Origin of the sequence: Rubripirellula reticaptiva (genome assembly GCF_007860175.1) — a bacterium.
Lineage (GTDB): Bacteria > Planctomycetota > Planctomycetia > Pirellulales > Pirellulaceae > Rubripirellula > Rubripirellula reticaptiva.
This window is the reverse complement of record NZ_SJPX01000003.1, coordinates 919,493-943,149: the sequence shown is the minus strand read 5'-3', so window position 1 is coordinate 943,149 and position 23,657 is coordinate 919,493. Positions and strand designations below refer to the sequence as shown.

Genomic DNA, 23,657 nt, shown 5'->3' with positions numbered 1-23,657 from the left:
TGACGCATCACTGTAGACGCGTCAGGACCCGATGTCCAATGATTTCAGTGCTCGTGCGTCACAGCCCCTCAGTAAACCTGGGAAAGGTGATTCAAAATTCACAAAGCCCCCCTTACGCAATCTCAGAATTGCCGTCCATGACGCGGATCTTTCTTTTCCTTGTCAATTTCTGCCAGCGGTGCAATTGGTAAATCGAGACTTTGAGCTGATTCGGATTCACCGCTTCTGACTTCAGATGACGATTGGCGTCGAAGTTGATTGATCACCAACAAAGCGTCGTGCGCAGATACTCGTCCGTCACCACTGACGTCGAGGTAATGCGCGTCACGCGGGCGTGGTCCGTCGAGGTCGAACTCTCCGTTGTTACGACGCAGCGCGTTGATGATCAGCAGAGCGTCTAGCGCCGTCGTTCGACCGTCACCGCTGACGTCCGAAAACTCGACGGGGTTGGTCCAAACCAAGTCGACCGTGGCGGGTTGCAACGAGAACATCCGCTCGCCATTAACGCTGCCGTCCAAATCACCGTCACCTCCATCATCGCCGGTCAAGCGGATTCGATCGGAGAGCAACTCGACTGTTTCGTCGGACTCGCCGCCATACTCAGCAAAGAACGGTTCTAGCGGATTGATTCGATCGTCCAAGGTGTAAACCAAGTTGATCGCAGCATCAGTTGGTGTCCGAATCTCAACGGTCGCAGTCGCTCCTTCTGAGAGCCCGTTTACCGAAAACGAGAGGCGACCGATTGGAAATTCACGACTGATTGTTTGGTGAATAATCGCATCTTCTGCCGCGATATCACCAAGTGTCGTTCCCGGTGAACTGATGAACGTAACCGGGCCACCCACCGTCTCGATCGATGCCACGTTGCTTTGCAAGTAATCAAGGACCCCGTCTTCATTCGCATCCGGTCCAGCAAGCGCATTGAGCTCGTTGCGGTTGCTAATTCCGTCGCCATCGATGTCAACATTAACACCCATCGGAGTCAACGTAACATCGTCGGGGGTCGTCATATTTATCAGGAAAGACTGCGGCGTCGACGCACCAAGATCGTCACCGAGATCGGCAACAACACGGTAAAGTCCGATCGGCAAGTTGGCGAACTGGAAACGGCCTTCGTCGTCCACCATCAATGTTTGCTCGAATGAACCATCGTTGCCTTCGTCGATCATCACCACGCGGCTGAGTAGCGGAGCATCACTTGTTTCACGGCGTCCGTTACCATTGGAATCGACAAATAATTCGCCGGAAATCGAACCCGTATCCAGAACAGTGATCGTCACAGGACGAGTCACGCCACCGCCATCATCCTCAACTTCAACATTGAACGTGTAAGTCGCGGGGCCTTGGTCGGCGGTCGGCGTCCAGTGGAGCACTCCGAATTCGTCAATCGTGACGCCATCGGGAGCGCTAGAGAGGTTGTAGAACAACGCGTCTCCATCCTGGTCGATGGCGAAGGTTGGCAACGTCAGTGCAAACGTTTCAGTAATAGTCGCCGGCGCAATCGGTGGCAGTACGGGAAGGTCATTGCTGGGGTTCACCGTCACTTCGCGTGATGTCGTAACGATTTGACCATCAGCATCCGTGACAGTCACGGTGATCGTGAAATTCCCGTCACGGCCAAAAGTATGCGTCGGCGTGTTAGTCGTTTGTAAAGCGGACCCGTCACCGAAGTCCCATACCGTCGAAGTCGCATCGGCATCCGTGATCACCACCGCGGCACTGAACGACAAATCTTCGATGATTGAACCAGGCAGAATAAGCTCGACTTGCGGAACATCATTGTTGACAACCACATCGCGTTGAACTTCAAACGTTTCGCCATCATTGTCGATCACCCGGAAGGTCACCTGGTAAGTACCTTCGGCATAGAGGTGGCCGAGCCCAGCAAGTCCGGTTCGTCCGAGGACAACGACGATGTCATCCGTGATGTCCTGGATCAGAGATCCATCACCCCAATCAACGGTGTAGGACCAGTTGACGCGATTGATTTGTCTCGATGGGTCGAAGACACTGAATTCAAGCGATCCAGATCTTCCCTCGGCCGAAAAGTCTTCGTCAATCGAGATGTCCAACGTAGGAGACGTTTCTTTCACAACAACGGTGAATGAGTCTGTCTGGACCTCATCGTCAGCAAACAGACTGACATTCACGACGTAGTCGCCGGCATGACCATAAACCGTCTCGAGAGAGAAATTGCGAGCGGACGTGCCCGAGAACGTTTGCGTATCTCCGTTACCATAGTCGACCAAAACGGTGACTTCGTCGGACCCCGGATCATTCACAAGTGTTCGCGTTGCAGAGAACAATCCCTCTGCCGTCGTTTGATCGTCGCCAACAGTGAGAACGGCTTTCACTTCTTCGACATGGAAAGTCCGAGAAGCGGTAAAGACGTCGTCACCAACTCTGAGCGTCGCAGTCGCCGTGTAGATACCCGAATCAAGAGACTTTAATGTTAGCTGGTTTGTGGATTCACCAGAAAAATTGGCGGATCCACCAGTCACCGTCCACTGCACATCACCAGTAAGGTTAGAAGTCGAATTGACGATGACCGAGGCTCCTTCTAGCGCCGATCCAACGTCATCGATCTCAATTGCTGGCTTGACAACAAAATCGAGCCCCTCGAAGGTTTCTGGTACATCAATGTCTAAGAAATACGCCTGTTCGCCAGTGAACTCCGCGATATTTTGTCCCGGTGATGGCGTGATTGTTTGCTGGTCAACTTCGATGATCAACAAATACCGACCATCCGAATCCGTCGGGGTTTGGAACACGACGCCCGCGTCCGCTGTCACTCGAAAACCTTCGACTGGCTTGTCAGACGTGTCCGTTACTCGTCCTTGCACCAGAGCGTATCCAACCGAGACAGGCAGCACGATTGTTGTGGATGCGCCTGCCGCATCCGTTGCGGTAATTTGCATGGTCGCATGACCGGACTGGCTACCGGCTTCGATGTCGATGCTCGATCCATTGACCGTCGCCCGAATCGAGTCGCCGATGGTTTGCACCGAGTAAGCAAGCAAACCGTTCTGATCATCGCTGAAAAGTGTGCTGAGCGCAAATGAGCGTCGTTCATCAGATTTCAAAGCGAATCCGAACGGGCCGACAAACGTTGGAGCGGCGTTGTCGTCCGCGTGAAGCACGCCGCCACGGTTTAAAACACCGCCCAGCAAAAGGTCTCTCTGTATCGGATCGATCGAAGTACCTCGCACGTCGACATGAATCAACGGTTCAGCGGGCGAGGCAATTTGCGGAACGAGAACCAAGACATCTGCAATCAGTATCCCGTCGGCCGATCCCGCCAACACTGTGATATTCAGATCCTCCTCGTCTCCCTCATAGGAACCGACGAGTTGGAGCTGCCGCGACCCGAGCGGTAATCCTGAACTTGCTACACGCTGATCTGCGAAGCCAATGACTTCTCCATTGATTTGGTAGATCGCCTGCGAAACGTGCGATGCATCACCGTGCCACAAAGCGTAAACATCAAACGGACGCTTGACATCAATATTGTCGACGGCCCAGGTCAATGAGTCCCCGGCGTCACTGAGTGTCGCGTCCAGAGCAAGATAGCTGCCGGCGACCGCATCGGGATTGCTTCCCGAGAACCAGTCACCCGAGGTACCTTTGATCGAAGCGTCCTCGAAGCGGATTCCTAGGAAAGAAGAAATGTCGATATTGTTCAAGCCCGCCTGAGCGTACTCTTCTCCCGAAGCATCCAGAATGCGCAGGTTCGTTAGATCCGCGAGCGGCGAAAGATCGGTCACCTGATTTCCCGATACATTCAAATACCGAAGCTCTGTTAAGAATCTGATCGCAACGACACCCGTGATACCTCGATTGCGTTGATCCGCAAGGCTAAGCGAACGAAGGGTTGTTAGTGAATTAAGATTCCCCAACCCGGTCAGACGATTGCCGTCTAGATTGAGATGCTGAATATGTTGCAATCCGGTAGTACCATCATTCCCAGGGCGAAGAAGACTGATCGCAGCCGAGCTCAAATCGTTGCGCGACAAATCGAGCCAGCGAAGATTGACCAGGTGTTGCACTCCGTCGATCGATGTCAGTCCAAGTCCGAATAGATCGAGCGACGAGATCGAACCGAGATCACTTGCAAAGACAGGGCGAGCGAAATGTTCTGATCCATCACTCGACCTTTCGATCGTTGTTCCCAAGGCATCTGCAATCGCCAAAGCCAACACCGAGTTGCCGATAGAGACTTGCCCGGATTGCAAGCCGGCACTGGCAGCGCCGATCACAATCCTAGGATCTCGATGCTGACGCGGCGACCGCGAGTCCGAGAACCGTTCCTCAGGAAGTGGGCTCCCGATCGCATCGTTGCTGGCGGCACCGCGTAGCTCGAACAACTCACCGATCAGGCTATCATCACCGCTATCACCGAAAATACGATCTTTCCCGGCACCGCCGATCAAGACGTCATCCCCGTCGCCACCACGCAAAACGTCATCTGACGAAGTGTCATGCGCGTCGCCCAATCGCGGAACGTCAAGTTCAAGTGAGTATTCCTGGGTCGTCGAAGTCCCATCGGCTACGCGTGATACACCAATCAAGTATTCACCGGCAACCAAGTTGCGGATGTCCAAATGATTGAAATCGGAAGCGATCATTCGGCCTTCGGAATCGAGCAATTGCCCTGACACTCCGCGTCCGTTTCCACCCAAGAAAAGTCCAGTGTCATCCGACAAAACCATCTCTTCAAATACCGCATCGCCATCGGCAACGTTCAACTGCACAACAAGCGAGCGATATCCAAGTTCGAACAAGTGGCGAATCTGATCGATGTCAGCCGACAGATCGATCGTCTGCAATGTCGGGGTCTCATCCAATGTGATCGTACCTTGGATCACAAAGTTTTCATCAAGTTCGTCACCGGTGATCACTAGGTCATTACGACCACCGGCAATCTGGAACGTAACGGAACCGGAAGTTGGCATCCCGGTGCTGTTGTCGCTTTCAATAGGTGCCGCAGTTCTGTCCGGAACATCTGCCGCCCACAAGCGTCCGCCCAGCACATTGTCGGTCCGATAGCCTTCCATGACCACATTGCCGCCACTGCTTGTCATCTGATCGAAGGTGCCCGACGATTGTGGGGTATCAACAAATTCCTCCAACAGCTTGACCGTAGAATCGACGATATGGAACGTCGACAAGCCGAGCGTTACTTCTCCGAAAGCCTCTTCTTGCGATTGGTACCCAACTAACAATTCGTCTCCATCAAGTATCGCATCGGTCGAGAAGATATAGCGACCCGTACCGAGGCTGCTCTCCGATATTTTATTACCCTTGTCATTGAACGCGTTTATGCGAAGTTCTTTATTGCCGTTGTTGCCGATCGTCACCAGGACTGAACCGTCGGTGAAGGTTCGGAACATTCCGTTGCTGCGAGTCGCATCGGGCACATCAATGGTCGCGATTCGTTCAACTGACGATCCGTCGTAGAAAAAGACTCGATCCTGAACCAAGTAGAAAACGCCATCGACGGTCGTCTGAAACCCGTACGCTAAGTCGTCAAAGTCGTCAGAAAACTCATCCAACGGATCGATGCTAGAGCCATCAGTGACATAGACGCCGAGATTCCCCGAACTCTTATCGGACGCAGCGAAAATCAGTAGTCCTTCTTGCGCGGTCAACGAGTCAGCACCAGGAATGAATTCGAATTGGTCACTAACGACGGTAGGTTCTTCCTGATCGATTTCCATCCTCGAAAGTTCGCCGTTGTTGGCGAAGAAGATCGCGTTAGTTGTTGTCGCAATCGGAGTTCGTCGTGATTGTTCAACGATGGCCAGTTCCGACGAACCATCGTCTTCAAATCGGATGACCGCAAGGACGCGTGTAAAGTTAGATTGATCGAACGCAGAGAAGTAAAGATCGCCACCGAATTCCATCAGTTCGGATCCTGGCTGCAGGTTCAGATTGTCGGGATTACCAACTGGCTTGGTGTCCGTTCCATCGGTGACGAAAAAGCTGACCGTCGATGATTCTTCGAGCAGTTCAAATACGCTGGTCGAAAATACGAGACGATCGTCGATCGCCGTCAGATTGGCCGGATTCGCTGACTCCGGTCCTGCGATGGTTTCATAAACCAAACGAGTTCCTGAAGCACTTCCATCGGTGACGTACAGTTCGCTTCCCTTATCTTCTGCGACCGCAACGAAGAAGACACGTTCACCGAATCCACCACCCGAAACAGGCGTTAGTTCTTCAAGCAAACTCAGTGCGGGCGCCGAGTCGACGGGCGTCCTAGTGGCCGAACCGCGCAGTCGCAGTTCTGCTGATCCGATGCTGGCCGGATCGTCGAATACAGTCAGCAGTCGCGACAAATCAATCTCGTAAACGCCAGTTTGATTTGAATCGAACACCACACTGGGCACGTTGTCGAAGGCGTTGCCCCCGCTGATGATCCCCGATGCGCCACGGGTTGCCGGAACAAACTGGTCAGTGGTTGGCAACAAACGAATCACATCGCCAATCTGTCCGTCGCCGACCGTCCGGAAACGGTACCAGTCTGTTTCGGTGCTTGCTTGAATGGTTGATTTAACCTGAAGTTGTCCTTGCGAATCACGCGACACATCACCTATTCCGCGTATCGAATCATTTCCAAGATCCACGACAAGTGATTCATCGGGAAGGAAGACACGCCGTTGACTTCCAGGAACGACGTAAAGAATTCCGCCGCGTAGATCACCAGCCGACGTCGTCGCTTCTGGGTCGGCAAGGATCAAATCGTCGATGCGATCCCCGTTGAGGTCGATTGCGTTACCGCCGGCTAATCCGAAGTTGCTAGCACCGACTGGCGACGAAATGGAGGTCACCGGCGTGGGACGCTGCAACCCAACATTGATTGACCGAACGCTTCCACCATCAATTGCGTCGTAAAAAATATTGGTCCCTGCCAAGATTGGATTTGAAAAACTAAATCCAAGATCCTGTTTTCCGTTGCCGTCAAAGTCACCAATCGAAACGCGAGCGTCCAGAAGACTGCGACCTGATGCTGGAATTCGGGCAAAGGTTACAGCCACTTCACGGTTTGCAAAATCGTCGTCGCTCGTCAGTTCTTGTCCGGTATAGATCAGCAGCGATCCAGACCCGGGGCCTGGATTGCCGAGATCACTGATCGCGATCAGATCAGCGAAACCGTCGTTGTCCAGATCTTTGACGACGATGGGCAACTCGGCGTTAAGTGCCCCCTGATTTCCTAAATCAGGATTGTTCGGGTCGCGAAGTCCCGCCGTCTCGGCCGCCAACTGCAGAATTGGCGAAGCTAATCGACCTCCGAAACCGAAGCTACCGCCGGTCCGCAGATACGTTCGCGAGATCACCACGTCTGGCTCAACAGACCCGTTGGTGCTGAACTCCCATCCACGCGGCACGGTTGCCACGATGTCATCAAGACCATCACCGTTGATATCGCCAAAATCAAAGAATGCTTCCGGCGAACCACCCACATACATGACTGATGCTGGATCGTCAAAGTGCGTTGCCGCAACAACGCCAGAATCTTCTAGCCCGCGAACAATGGTGGTCAAGTAGTTGCTGTTACCGGTCGAGTTGTTGACCACCTGATCATGAATTTGCTGACCATCAAGCACTCCGCCATAGTTCACGTTAGCAACGCCACGACGCAGGCTGGGTTCCTTGCCAAAAATCGCTAAATCTGCAAACTCGTCGTTGTTGTAGCGAATCCATTCCGCCTGGATCGGCACATCAACTGATCGATTAAGCGAGGCCAATTGCTTGCCGAACAGGTCAAACTGGTGGTCGAGATCCTGATACTCAAAACCACCCATGGGGATCGCAAAAAGTTGGGCCGAGTTTTGCGTCAGGTTGCTTCCGCTGATCATATTAACGCTGGTCACCCCATCCGTGCGGGCAGCATCGCTGAAACTAGTACGAGCGTAGGTCAGATCATCAAAGCCATCGCCGTCAACATCAACGGGGCCGCTGATCCATTCGATCGTACCGGCGTTCGGATAGTTCAAAACGTAGTCCGCTGCATCACGGATATCGGACTGATCGCCGAACAAGAAATTCGGATCTACGTGTCCGAGGAAAACGTAGGCTTTTGTTTCCCCCGGTACAACAAAGTCGGGACGGCCGTCCGCGTTGATGTCGCCCAGCGGCACCACTTCGCTAATCATCTCGTCACGACGTCCACCTTCGATTCGTGCCGCAGTCGCCACAGCAAAGCCAGCATCATTCAGCCCGATTGCTTGACTAGGAGTCGCGCTCAGCACACTTCGGTCCGCGGTCTCGTACTCAAATACGAGCGATGGCAGCGACGGTCCGAGTGGTGCTTGGTTCACGATTTCGTTATCGACGACCGAGACTCGGTAGCCACCGAGTCCATAGGGAAGTTGCCGGGGAACTTGCCCATCCTCGAACCCAAGGTAGGAAAAGGAAAAGATGTTCTCGGAACGAACCGTCATCGCACGCCCCCTCAGCGAAACCAGAATCAAACGAGCTCGCGTCGCGTCGTAGAAAGCTTGCACATCGAATTGCAAAAGCTGATCGTTTAGTTCTCGGTTGATATTGTCAGCAATCGATTCGCCGGATTGGCCCGAGGAGACGTCAAATCGAACCGTCACCGTGGGTTGCCCAGAAATGTCCAGCACGAATGCAGCGCCAACCGTTTGCCCATCGCCAATCAAATCGAGTCTTGGTGCCGAAGTCGCGACAATCACTTGACCGACCGGGTTGTTGACCCCGATCAGGTACACATCCGGCTGTCCAGACGTGGGCGTGTAGTTGCCGGTTTGCGGATCCACCAAAGCCGGGATCACTTCCGCACCATTGCGTCCGCTGGCTTGGTTGATGCTGCTCCACAAGCTTTCCATTTCGGAATCATCAAAATCAACGACCAGATCATTGGATGCCAGCGGATCGGCCGCTGCAGACGCCGGTAGAACAAACCAGTCACCACCATCTCCGTCGTGCAGCGTCAAGTTCTCAAGCGAATCCCCAACAAATTGGACAGGCGTCGCAAAGGCGGGCGAGTCGTTCGATCGATCTTGACCAGCGATCACCTCAAACCGATCCCACACAGACGCCGGTGAAGCGATTGAGTCACCGACGATCAAATCGTTGCCGCCTTCGCCATCAAGGCTGTCATTGCCACCACCGCCGATGATTTGGTCGAGTCCGTCACCACCAAAAATCACATCCCCATAGGGCGAACCGACAAGCAAATCGTTTCCAGATCCGCCACGAATGATGAAATTCGCTGCTCCGCCACCAACCTGACGGTCGCCAGGTGAGACACCATAGGTTTGCCGTTGGTCGTTGGTTCCATCGACAAGGTCAAACTGGAATCCAGATACGTTGACAATCTCGTCATCAAGAATGCTATAGGAAGCCTCGTCCAATCTGACTTGGTCAGCACCCGCGCGGGTGTCAAACTCAGTTGCCTCGATCTGACGTGCGCGATAACTCGCCGAGTGGATAACGAATTCGTTGCCATTGGTTTCGAAACGCTGGTTCGCCGTGTCCCAAACCTTGGCTGCTAGCTGCCAGGCGTTTAGCAACGGTTGATAGCGCAGTGTGACGAAGTCCGGCACTGGCCTGCCGCGATCATCGATGTCTCCACCAAGGTACAACACACGGTCATACCCATCGCCGCCTTCGATCTCGTCGGCGAGCGTCAGATCGAGTTCGCCGACATCCGACGGAATGATCTGGAACACATCGTTGCCATCACCACCGATCAAAATATCCGATGCAAAGCCGTCCACACCACCGGTGATGATGTCATCACCGTCGCCACCGATCACCCAGTCCTCACCGGGACCGCCACGAAGAATGTCGTCACCGGCGCCGCCAACGATTACGTCACGACGAAGGAACGTGTTGGACTGTGACCCCAATTCAACCCGCGCGGATCCCAGTGCAACGTCGCCGCCGAAGTCGATGCCCAGGTTGTACGACGTCGGGCTGCCGTTGGTGCTGCGAACACGGAGATAAAGTCGCTGGCCGTCAGGATACAGCGCGTTGCCGCGAACAAGTGACGTCCGCGAGGGCCTGGTTGGATCCAACGCAGCAGCTTCTGTTTCAAGAGTCCCCACCGAGGCAAGCTCGTTGATGCCATCATCATCGACGTATTCGTACAATTCGACTTCGATGGCATCGTCATCTGACAATGAATCGACGACAACGCGCAGCTGTTCCGAGGGCGTCATCCCTGAACTTACGAAAGTGAACCAATCCACATCGGTTGGCGAGTCGAGCGTCAACTTTTCGAAGTAGATCGTTTCGCGAAGTCGGGATGGTTGACCATTTTCGGAATCGGAGATTTCATACGCCCGCGAAAAATCATCGGCGTCACCGAAGACTTCGTTGCGCGGATCGGCGTCCGCAATGTCAACCAAGATCGCAGTTCCTCCGGCGTACTCGACGGTGTCGTCGCCAGCGCCTGCGCCCGTCCACACGGTCTTTTGTACGGTCGGTCCGACAAAGACTTGATCGTCGCCGGCACCGGCGTTGATGATGATGGCAGTGAAGTCGCCTTCGGCAGGCAATAGGTCGCCTGACAACTCAAGCGATCTCGCCACAAGTTGTCGCGCATCGTCGCCAACGGCGCCACGAATTTCCTCGACGCGTTGCACCAAATCGCTCGGATCCCAAACCAGCGAACCGTCCGGATTGGTAGCGGAAAAGTCGAGTCGAACTTGAGCATCAAACGAGAAGAAACCATTGTTCTCGGTCAGCCGCGTGATCAGATGATGGTTACCCAGCAGTCCCGGTTCAGTGACAAAGTCCACCGATATGATGTCGTCACGCTCGGTCGCACCGTAGTACCAAACGGAATCGTTGTTTCGAGCATACTCGAGCCATTCTTCATCCTCTGGGACACCAAAGTTTTCGAGCAGATTTCCATCGACGTCGTGAAGCTGGTCGCGGCCATCACCGCCGTACATGAAGTCGAGTCCCGTGCCCGCATACAAAAAGTCGTCTTGATCTCGACCGAGCATTCGATTTAGCCCGGTGTCCTCGGCCTCGCCGTCGTCATCAAAGATCCCGTACGGCGAAGTCGTCGCAGGATCGCTCGACCAGGCGTACAAGTAGTTCCTCCCCACGCCGCCTAGCAAATCATCGTTGCCGGTTCCCGCGAACAGACGATCGATGTCACTCGAACGTCCTTCACCGGAATCACCCCAAAGTCGGTCGTCGCCACCTAGTCCAAACACAGTGTCGCTTCCGCGTCCGCCGTCAAGTCGATCGCGACCGGCTGAACCGATCAGCGTGTCATCGCCTGATCCACCTTGGAAAACACCTACCCAGTCACGACTGCGTGCGGCCAAGTCACTGGTGTCAAACGACGCATCGAAACCGATCGTATCATTCCCGGCCAAACCGTTGATCTGATATTGCTCGACCAGCGTGTTCCCCATGGCGTCTTGAACGCGAATGTCGATTTGCCGAAGAGGTTGATTGCCAACCTGGTAATTGACGATCGCTTGATTACCGTTGCCAGCGATCGTAATCACGTCGTTTTGATCGGAACCATTGACGATCATGATGTCTGTCGCATTGTCCAAACCGAACGGCGTCTCATCCGGCCCGTCGGCGAAGCCACCATCGAGGACGTCCAGGTCATCACCGTACTCGGCTGCAACATCGAGTCGCAGGAAATCGATTCCGCGACCGCCGTATAATCGATCGTCGCCGTCGTGTCCTTCCAGTTCATCAACGTTCCCGCCACCAAACAGCACATCGTTGCCGCCACCGCCCTGAAGTAAGTCATCGCCGAACCCACCGACGATCAAGTCATCGCCGCCGAAGGTTCGGAAGTCGTCGTTGCTGTCGTAGTCGGGGCCCGCCAAAGCGTCGCCCAGCAAACGGTCGTCGCCACCGCCACCGATTAGCACGTCTTGACGCAGATTACCTAGCAGTTCATCGGCGCCCTCACCGCCGTCCAGGTATTCACCGCGAAGTGAGACTTCCCCAGCACCTGTTGTATGAGCATAAGCCCACAAAACATCATTGCCGCTGCCACCGAACGAACGCTGCCCGAACGTCTGATGGGTCCCATCGATATTGACGCCCGACCCGCCGATAATGAAGTCATCACCTGAATCGCCATAGCTGAAATCGATGTTCTGTAATCCTTCGATCGTATCGTTGCCAGCACCCCCGCGAATGACATCGTTGCCAGGCGTTCCTCGCAGAATGTCATTTCCACGTCCGCCATCGATGTACGCCGATCCGCTGCCACCGCTGATGTCATCGTTGCCGCCGCCACCGAAGATGAAGTTGATTCCGCCACCGCCAAAGATCAAATCGTTCCCGTCTTCCAGCGAACCTTCTAGCGGACCATCAATGACGACCGCGGGTACCATCGCGGGGAAGACAATGCTGGACGCATTGGCGTCATACTCGGTCGGCCGGACCAACGTCGCCAGCAACACGTCCCGCTCATAGATCAATCGTCCGCCCCAAACGACGTCGTCGCCTTCATCGCCACGAATGGTGTCGCTGCCGATGCCGCCGACAAGTTCGTCGTCGCCATCGCCGCCGCGAATCACATCACTGCCTGCGCCCGCATCGACGAAGTCGTTGCCCGCACCGGCGATTACGACATCATTGCCTGCACCCGTGAACGCTTCGTCGTTTCCATCGCCAAGGAACACGCTGTCGTTCCCGCTGCCACTACGAACGATGTCATCGCCAGCGCCCGACGAAATGTTGTTGTTTCCGTCGCCCGCATCGATGACGTCGACACCAGAACCCGTGCGGATCCGGTCGCCACCACGACCCACCGTGACGATGCGGTTGTTACCGCCGCCAGCATCGATGTAGTTCGAACCCGATCCAAGGACGTCGATGATGTCGTCGCCGCCATCACCTAGGATGCGATTGTTGCCGCCCATGTCGGTGACTTGACCACCCGAGTTCACCCCGGTTTGCGTTAGCCCAAGTCCCGCACCGCGTAGATCGATTAGGTCATCACCGAATCCTGAATCGACGATATCAAACCCTTCGCCAGCGTAGATTCGGTTGTTGCCGCTGCCCGCGTTGATCACATCATCGCCATCGCCGGATCGGATCAAGTCATCGCCGTCGCCCGTTGAGATCACATCGTTCCCGCCGTAGGTAAACACGCGAGTCAGCCCGGCGGAATCGGTGACCGTATCGATTCCTTCGGTTCCATAGATCAAATCGTTACCCGCGCCACCGTCAAAATAGTGTGGCGACGCGTCGGGCGTACCTTGCAGAATCGCATAGTTTTCACTGTCCCGAGGCGCAATCGCACCGACTAACAGATCGTTACCATCGCCGCCATACAATTGATCGCTGCCATAGCCACCGAACAATTCGTCATCGGCCGGGCCTCCTCGCAGCACGTCGTCCCCATCGCCGCCTTGCAAAAAATCGCGTCCCACGCCGGTGCCGTCTTCGGCTTCGCCGTAAACAGTATCGTTGCCGTCATCACCGGACAGCGTATCGTCACCGTCACCACCGAACAGAACGTCGTCGCCATCGCCGCCGCCGACATAGTCCGCACCGGTGCCTCCGTGGATGCGGTCGTTGCCTCCGCCGCCTTGCAGTTGATCGTCTTCTTCACCGCCAAAGATTTGGTCGTTGCCATCGCCGCCGTCGATCAGATCCGCGTCGGTCACATTGAAGCTCAGCACTCTGCCGTCGGGTAATGTACGAGTGATCGTGCCTAGCGCGCTTGCGCCCAATCCGTTTGCGTCGCCATTTCCATAAAGCCGGTCATCACCGCTGCCGCCGAAAATCACGTCGTCGCCGCCACCACCATACGCCGTCAACCGTCCCGTACCGCCAGTGATCTCGTCGCGACCCAGACGACCGAATGCCGTGATCGGACGTGCATAGTTTTCGTCGACAAACAGTCCGTCATCGCCTTCGCCGAGATCCACAAAGACACTCGTCACACCGCTGAACCGCTGATCTGTTCCATAACCGGTGATGATGGTTTCGCCGGTGTCCTCGTCCCCGCTGACAAAAATGATGTCGTCACCGTCGGATAGATCACCCTCGACACGCAGCGCCGCATTCGGCCCGGCGTGAATCACCAATTGTCCACCGGGCTCGACATGACCAAGCACCGGGTTGGCTGGTTCGGGACGCGGAAAGTCGTAGTTGACCAAGACCTTCGGCCCCAGCGTCGTTGAAACGCGGATGCCAAACGCTTTGACGTAGGCTGTGACAAAAAAGTCCAGTTGTCCCGAAGGATCAAAGATCCACAACGGCCCCAGCCCGGGCGCGTTGCCCAACTGCAGATTTGAAATTACTTCGTCGAACCGAATCTTGCCGTCGAGGTTTGGATCGTTCAAATCGAGGTTCAACTGAGCCCCGATGCCAATGTCCACACCTGCCTTAGCGACCAATAAATCGAGTTGCCCACCAGCAGTCACTGCAAACCGAAACGTCAGTTCCGGAACGTCACTGATTTTGTTGCCGTTTTCAAAAACAGCCCGGTCGTCAAAGAAAAAGCCGTCCAGCAAATCGATCGCTCGGCCGCTATCGGCGTACGCAAATATACCCGCAGTGTCATAGCCAAACGCAAAATCGATGGTTGTCGAAAACTGTCCGCCGAAGGCCAGCGAAAATGCGGGGAAGACCGGAATCGACTGACTAAATTCAAACGACGCTTGCAAACGCGGGGCTTGATACTTCAACAGATCGACATCGTTGCCGAACAGCAGTCCTATGGCCGAAGTAGGATCTTTCAACAACGGAATCGAAAACATTCCGGGCGTCACCGTCAACTCGCCGCTGCTGTTGTATTGAGGTTCCTCTTGCGGAATGTTACGCAGATAGTCGCGAATCTCCGCAGCGTCCTCGCCGACGGTATCGAGAAAATCGTCAAAGTTTGATTGCCCGCCCATCGGAACGGGCACAAGCTCTCCGGTAACGTCGTCGATCGCCGTGTCAAAGTTGCCCAGCGGCAGGATGATCGTTTGGGCGTTGGTCGGGATATCGATCAGTTCTACAATGTTCGCAACCGCGCCAACGAACTGGCCGACCGTTTCGCCGCCTTCGCCAAATGCGCCAATCAGATCGACAAACGTTGTCGGGCCGATCAACTCCGAGATTCCGGGGATCGGCGACGTCAAACGATCGAGCACAGGCCGGATCGGATCAAGGAAGTCGTTGACCGGTGCCAGCACGGGTGCCAACACGTTCGTCACGAACGAACCCAAGTCCAGCCCCACGTTGGTGATCGAAACGGTCGGCAACGCGATCGAATCGATCACTCCAGCAAGCGTCGTTTCGGCCGGATCGTCAAACGTCAAATGCAGATCGGCGACCAGCGACGGGATGCCCTCGATCGTCGTGTTGATGCCGGTATTGATTTGGGCATGCAGCGACCCTACAAAATCGGCCGACAAATTGATTTGCGAGAGAGCGCCGCCAATGGTCGACAACGTGTAACGACCGGCAGGCAGGTCGACACCAAAGCTGCCGCGAATGGCGTTGATCGCTTCGGTAGAGACGAGATTCTCGTCCAATCTCGCACGGCGGCGAAGATCATCGCTCAGATTCTCTGGTGCGATCGTTTCAACGGTGACAAACAATGGTCCCAAGCGACCTTCGCCGACCAGATCTTCGATTCCAGCAAAGTAGTCGATCGAAAACTCGGTTTGATCGCCGAATTCGACATACGGACCTTCCGAACGAGTGAAACCGACAATCAGGTTCAGACCGTAGCCCGCTGTGATCGCCGCTTGTCCTTCCAGATCCAAACCGAGCGCACTGCCACCGACGTCCAAATTGATCGGCGTTCGCAATTCCAATCCAGCGCGACCGATACTGATTTCGTACGCGATTTCGTCGAGTCCATCCACTACCACACCGACATCCGCCAGCGTGATTTCGCCGTCATTGTTCAGATCCCGCAGTACGTTCAGTCCTGGTAATGTGTCACCTGGCCCCAGCACGTCGTACAAGATCCGTTGCCCGACGATCGACACGGCGTCGTCAAACGTTGCTCCGCGAAGTTCATCGGCTAGCGGCGCAACAAAGGATTCGACAAACGAAACCGCATCAGCCAAACCTTCGCCAATCAATGGCACCGGAATGCCCAACACTTCGTCACCCAGGTAGTCATCGATCACGCCGAACAAGCCTTGCAGCCCTTCGGCCAGTGCGATCAATCCGTCGCCAAGTGAAATGTTCGATGTTGCAGCTTGGATATCTGGAACCGCAATGACGTTGTTGGCGGTACTACCGGAAGCGTCGATCGTCACGCCCGGATCCAAAACGTCGAATTGAAACGACGTTAGATCATTCCATTGAATTTGAAACGGTTCAGTCGATCCCAAGAACGTGACGGGAAGATCGACCCCCAACGAGATTGAATCTTCATCAAAGTTGAACTCAAAATCGCTTGCCGAAAGTTCGAGCAAAGGTTTGCGTCCGCCACTCCATGTTCCCACCGGTGCGATCGACAGCTCGGCTCGGTCGGTGTTCTCCGCCGTTCCATCAAAGTTCAATCCATCGGCATCCAGCGCGATCCGCCCCGGCCCTACGTCAACCCCCAACGACAGGACGGAAGTCGTAAACGCGATATCGTCCGCATAGGCTCGAGCGGTCGCATAAAAACCCGACGTGTCGAACACAACAACGGCGTCATCAAAGTTCGCGTGGTCCAATTCGTCGAGATCCAATCCCAGGTGGGCCCGAAGTTCGCCGCCCGCCTGAACACCCACACTGCCCGACGTGTTGAAATCGACCAGCCCATCCAATTGCGACAATCCCAGATCGCTTAGATCTAAATCAAATGATGCCGAAGTGGTTTCGTCGAAACCAAGATTTAAATCGACACGGAAGATATGTTCGACAAGGTCGTAGGAAAGGTCTAGTTCTTCCGGCGCAAGCCCTAGCATCGACTCGATCTCGGTTTCCAGCGTGTTGAGCGAACCGTTGGGATCGTTGCTGATCCGGTCCACAAGTTCGGCGACATAGTCAACCGCATTCAGAATTTCGCCTAATGAAGTGTTGACCAATGGCAGTTGACGGTCCAGTAAATCTTCACCGGTCAAGTTGGTGATGAAATCTGCCAACTTGCGAATCAGATTCGTAATGTCTTCAACCGATAGACGACCGAACTGGATCAGATTGTCAAAGTTTTCGGTGGTCAGTGAAAAGTTTTCGGGTTGCAAACGGAATTGCGGATCCACTGCAATGATGTTGTCCCACTGCAACTCAATCCGCGGCTGTTCCGCGGGCAGCGGTTGCTCATTCAAACCGGCCAAGTCCAACGTCACATCCGCGTCGACGAACAAGTCCAAATCGACATCTAGGTCCAGACTATTGAACGGATCGATCAGCGAGCGAGTCAGGTCGGCTAATGTCAGATAGTCTTGTCCCGCGGGCATCGGCACACCCAGCGAAATCGATCCGCTCAGCGACGCCGAACCGTTATCCACGGTCGCGGAGACTAGATCCCCGATGCCAGCGGTTGCAACAAGGTTGCTGGCCACTGCCGAAAATTCGGCGTGCAGTTGTGGGGCTCGCGAAATACGAATGCGAGGCTCCCGCTGTGCTGGCGTCGTCAGGTCACCCGACACAATCCTTCCTGCACCGGTTTGATCGATGCCGATTAGCCCAAGTTCAAGCGGAATTGCGTTGAGCACTTCGCCCTGACTACGATCAATCGTGACCGACAACTCGCCACCGCTGACCGGAACGGTTTGATCGACCAGCATCGCCCGATAGGTCGACGGACCAGAAGCGCTGGCAACCGGTTGAAGCGATGCAGAAAGAACAACTGCTCCATTACGTCGGACTTCGTATTGATCGATGTACTGTGCAACTGTCATCGACGAGTCGTGCGCGATGTCGATTGTTTCGGTCGTCCCGTCCCGCAGTTGGATTTGAATCGGAACAACGGAATTCGCCCCGATTCGGCGATCAAACTCGCCACCTTCGTACAAATGACGCAGCGGCGTTTGGGGCTGGATCGATTCGGCGGGCAGCGGGATGGTCAGCAGACGGCTCAAAAACTGTCCGTCGTCATCAAGATCGGAAAGACTCGGGAACAATTCGGCAAATGCTTGCCCCATCGGCGAATTCGCTTCGACAATTGAAAGCGTGGTCGACTGATTAGAGGTTGGGCCGCCCGCATGGGCGACAACGATCCGTCCCCTCGAAAGGCTCGCCGACAAGCGGTTTCGCACCGCCCTATCTCCAAACCCGTTGGTCAGCGACTTCAGCAGGTCATCGAAGGTTGATGTTGGCCCGAAAGGTCCAACCGAAAAAGGTTCAATCGTCAGCGGCTCGAACGCTCCACTGTTGTCATAACCCAGTGTGATTGTGTCGCCACCGAGTAATGCATGGTTATCGCCGAAGACTTCCGACAACAGCGTTCGCACAGACAAAGGAGAAACTGATAGCGGTAGAGAACGACGTTCAATGTCGCCGATGACCGGCGCTGGAACCGGGCCGAAAGAATCATTCACAAGCCCCATCGCGACAAATAAACGCGAGTCACCACTAGGATCAACTTCCAACGAGAACGTTCCGGGAACGCTCTCCACATTGCTGATCACCAAGCGGTCACCCACCACATTCGCATCGATCACTTCACCGCCATTTTCGGACAATCGCAGACCGCGAACAATATCGAACAGCGTGGTGTCCTGGTCGACTAGATCTAACACCAGCGTCCTGGCAACGCCGTCGCTCAGTCTTGCGATCAACGATGGCCGCGTGCCTTGAAGGTCTGGCAGGAACAATCGACCGGTCACGTCGCTAAGCAGCGTATTGCTGTTAACCGCGGCATCGAGATTCTGGGGCAATTCGGGAAACAACCGCGGCCCACGAAGTACTCCATCGCTGTCCAGGTCCACGTCGAATGGAATAAACGAGCGTAGCCAGAGTGAACCGGTACTACCGTCGGCGTATTCGATCGCAAAAGCATCCGATAGTGAACTGGACACACCGTCTTGGCGAGTCAAGTCAGTGATCTCGATCGCGTCGTCCTTGAAAACCGCACGGATCAACGGCGTGCCATCGCGCGAGACGTTCAGAAACTGCACAAATTGGCCGAGGGTCAACCCGCCGAATGTTGGAACTTCAACGTCAATTTGGGTGCCATCAAACAGTCGCATCGTCAGGTCGGCAATTTTTCGGTCGCCCACCAATGCATTCCCAGAAGTCTGGTATTTATAGTCGTCGCTACCGTTGAACCTCGCAAATCCCTGTTCGAGGAACAGTTCAATTCGGGTGTCTTCAGCATGACGATGCAAAACGGTGTCCGAAAGCGGAGTGCCCGATATCAAACCGTCGACTTCGAAGCGCTTGGATCCAAACAGCACGGTCGCCAGATCGCCACCGGCGGCGAATTGCCAGTTTTGCTCGGCCAGTGTGGTTTGAATTGCTGCGCGGTTATTGTTCAAAACGACTCGTGCCAACTCGTTTCCTGCATTGTCCCTGGCAACCAATTGCTCAATCGCTGACTCCAACGTGTATCCGCGAGCATCGCCGGGCAACGTAAAAACGGCTTCGCTACCATCGGCTCGAAGAATCCGAAAAGTTTGGTCGATCAAGCCCATGGTTTTGCCGAGACGCCGATCGATCAAGATGTCCAGAGGAGTCCGCGGATCAACTTCGGTTTCAACGTCGACGAAAACTGACAATTCGGGATTCGTCGACAGTTTGCTGCCGACACGCGTCGTCAATGAGTCGCTGAAGATGTACTCGTCTTGATCAGGATTGATGCCTCGGTCGTCGAGATGTTGCGAGGCGAACAACAGATCGAAAATGCCGTTGCCTCCGGGCGTTGAATCTGACAATCCGAACGCCACCTGATCGATTGTCCCGTTCGCCGGATCAATCTCTCGAAACAAGTCATCCCGTACGACCAAGTAGCGATCATGAATATAGATTCGATCATCGCCCGGCGCAATTCCGACATCGACTCGAGGCTGTAGGTTGGGGAAACTCTGTCGCAGCGAATTCGCGATCTGCAAGAGCGTCGATTCAGCAGTCAGCACGCCGGTGGTGATCGGGATTTCCAGACCATCAACTAACGTCATTTGCGCCGTGTGTTCGCGACCATAGATCAGCGCACCTTCTTCGCGCGTCAACACGTCGGACAACGTCGTCGAATGCAAACGAAAGTAAGTTTCGTTCTCTGGCAATGGCGTGACCGCGTCACCAAGCGGCAATGTGTCCGAGCTCGGGTTAGCTGAAATCACCGGCAGGAAACGCTCGATCAATCTCGATCCGCTGGTCCCCGCGGCGCGGCGGATTTGCAAAACACCACCGGCAACCGCCGTGGTGTTGTCGATCACCGTCAGTCGGTCCTCGACCGGTTGCAAGACATATTCAAAATTATCTTGATCAGACAGCGCATTTTGCAGGTCCTGAATCGTCAGTGAATTGATCGGCCCCAATTCGATATCCACAACGCTGCCATCCAGAAGCGTAAGTTGTAGCGGTTGCGACGGCAGATCCATTCCCGGCATGTCGCGCGGAAAGAAGTGACTCAGCGGCGTCGTGGTGTCCACCAAGCCGACCGCCGAATCGAGTGGCTGACTCGATGGCACGCCCGAACCAGCTGTCTGACTACTGAAAATCGTTTCCCAAAACGGATCGGTCGATAAGACTTGCGTCTTCGGAGTTTGAGCGGTTTGGTATCCGAGATCCTCAAGCACCGCCCGCGACAGCGCGGTTATCTGCGCGGGTGAGAAGTCGTTGTCTGAAAAGAACGGCACCATTGTCTCATCGGGCTCGTAACTTTCTTGATCGAAATGCGAAACCGACGATCCGCCCTGGAACAAAGCCGGCGCATACAACTTGACGGGCATTCCCGGATCATTCGGATTGGACGCCGAAGTGTTCAACCCGGTGAAATACAAACGATTGCTCTTGAACGCGGTCGCTCGGGCTGCGTCGTTGGGCAGACCAATGATCGGCGTGAAGGTCACGCCGGTTTCAGTGATGTCATCGCGATCGGCAAGCGCAATGAATGAATCAAAGACCGCTGGTCGCGTATTAGCCGGTAACGAACCGTTCTCTTTAAAATTGGATAAGAATCCGAAGCCGTGAAGCAACTCGTGAACAGCAATTTTGAAAAAGGGGAACTTTTCAAGATCTGATGGGCCGGACGTCTTGTAGTCCCAAGGAACGTCCAAATTAAACGTGGCGTTGATGACGACGGCGGATTTGCCATCAGCTAACTGCGGCTGTGTCGGACCACCGGAAAGATGGTCGATCAGGCTGACTGGGTACTCCAGCGACGGATCGCCGCCGAAACTGGCATTGCCTGCTTCGGAATGGCTAGGACCAGCAAATGCCAACGTCGTATTGACGCTACCGTCGGGGCGAACTTCGTCCGGGATCGATTGGTAAGTGGCCCCGATCCGATACTCGCCCGCCCCACCAGCTTTGCTGAGCAGAGTTTCAAGATGATCAACCGCTTCGTAGAACGCATATCGGCGAGCTTCGCCAACGGTACGAAGGAACCACTGCTCGGAATCTCTGTAGGCCGAATCGTCAAGAAACCCAACATTCGTAGCGTTAACGAACGCTGGATAAATCTGAACACGATCTTGGCGTGCGGTGTGATCAATCACGTGAAATCGGTCGCGGGACGAATCGAATTCGGAACCGACCACCACGGTCGGCCGGAATTCCAACGTCATCAACGGCGTACCGTCATCGGCCAACACTGTCCCGCGTTCCAGCCATTCAGCCAGTGTGACGTGGTCGTCAATGACTCCCATATCAACCGAATATTCTTGTCCATTCTCAAGCTTTACCCGCAACGTTTGCTGCTCATCGCGCAGATACGTCAAACCGAATCGATCGGCGATCGTTCTCATCGGCGTCGATAGTGCCACGGTCGTTTGATCAATAACAATATCGTTTCGGCCATTCGCGCTGACCGCGTTAGGCCCCCGGGGATCAACGCCGATTGTGTCGACATCAACTTGCCGATTTGACTCACGGCCCGACAAATCAATCTCTAGTTCAAAATCGAACGACGCGTTGCCGTTGATCGTCAGTACGTTGTTGGTGCCATCGTCGCCAGGCGTCATCTGGATTGACGCGATCGGTGAGTCCGCCGCACCGGCGATGACGGACAAGTTGGCTCGGCGGATGATCGGATCCGGCTGCCAAGCTACGCCGATGTCGATCGTCAGCAGTTTCGACGCGGGGTCGTAGTTGACAAATTCGGCAGCGTTCTCGGCGACGGAAGGGATCAGACTGACCAGTTCCTGAATCGAATTGAACGCCGGCAATCCGTCATCGGTTTTCAGAAACTGCAACACGGCGCCGCCGTAGGCATCGGCAAAGCCCGCTACGTCGCCCAACGAAACATCGTCGCCCAACGGCATCGGATAATTCAGCGCATCTCCGGATTCCCAAACACCAAACGTAGCACCGATTTCATCAAGCGTTGTCAGAATGGCTGTCGCGTCGATGCTGGCGAAACCTGTGATTGCACCGGAGTCGTACGGTGCGCCACGAGGTATTTGCAAATCGACCTGCGGCAAAATTGAATCGAACGGATTCGCATCGGTTAGCACGAAGACCGGATTGAATCCACCCGTGTTGAATCCGGATAGCTCGAACTCGAACGGCAACCGCAAATCCAGACCACGACCGACAACTTCGACGCGGAGCGAATTTAAGGCTTCGCTAAGATCCAGCGAGCGCAGTGAATCAAGCGACAGCGTCCCCCCCAACAAATTGCTGGTGTTGATCTGCAATCCGACATCGGCGGACAACGAACCGCCCGTCACCCCGCCGGCCAAGAATCCAACCTGAGCGGAAAAATTGATCGGCACGGCATCGGCGCTGGCCAAACGCAGCACGATATCGGGAATCGCCACCGAGACATTTTCCGCTGCGTCACGAATGACATCGAACGAAAAATCTTCCAGCGATAAATCAAAGGGCAGATCGGTCGCCAACGCATCACCGTCGACAGCATCGAGCAGACTATCGGCTCGCGACGTGATTGGTTCCAACAGCGTCGCCAGCGATGAATCAAATTGCTCGCTCAGATTGAAGTTCAATCGCACGCCCTGCTGGCCAGACTCCAAACCCGGCGCCGAATCCAAAAAGTCAAACTGCGAAATCAACTGAAACGCCGTCGCGGTCGGATTGCTGTCCAAAAAGTTTGCAAGCGGGACAGCCACATCGGTTTCGAATCGGTCAGCAAGTCGATACAGCGACGCAATCGATTCGGTGTCAATCAATGTCGTCCCGGCGACACTTTCAGGAACCAGCGACCCGAGATACGGAATCTCGGCGGCTAGTGCGGGGGCCGAGTCGATCGCCGAAACCACGCGTGAAATCTGGTCGACGGCCTCGCGAAGCCCCGATGCGAACGAATTGATCGCATCGCTACCTACCGCAGCCGCCCCGTCGATCGTCTCTGCCACCCCGTCAAGCGAGCCTTCCCCTTCCGCGGAAACTTGAGCGTAAAGTGGTTGCGGACCGAATACTTCGGTATCGAAGTCGCCTGCCAGCAACTGCCGTTGCTCTAAAGTTTCGGCCAGCATCCTCCGGCGTTTCAAAGAGTCGCGTTTTCGTTCATTGACGGCTGAGTGTGCGGATTTAGAGCGGTTCATGATCGACTGCGACGATGGAGAAAACGGAGTTCGCTGGTCATCTATCGCAGCGAGTTGGACATCGAGGCCGTTTTTCAGGCAGGACAA

The 23,657-nt window shown here is 54.9% G+C and carries 1 protein-coding gene; it reads right to left on the bottom strand.

Annotated features, from left to right (window positions below; genetic code table 11):
- Window positions 1–122 precede the first annotated feature (122 nt).
- Window positions 123–23,570, bottom strand: a complete 23,448-nt coding sequence (locus Poly59_RS16260; protein WP_146535120.1) for a PKD domain-containing protein — start codon at window positions 23,568–23,570, stop codon at window positions 123–125.
- Between the last annotated feature and the right edge of the window lie 87 nt (window positions 23,571–23,657).

Coding starts and splice junctions, on each gene's coding strand:
- Poly59_RS16260 (WP_146535120.1), bottom strand. CDS start 23,570: ATGAACCGCTCTAAATCCGCACACTCAGCCGTCAATGAACGAAAACGC.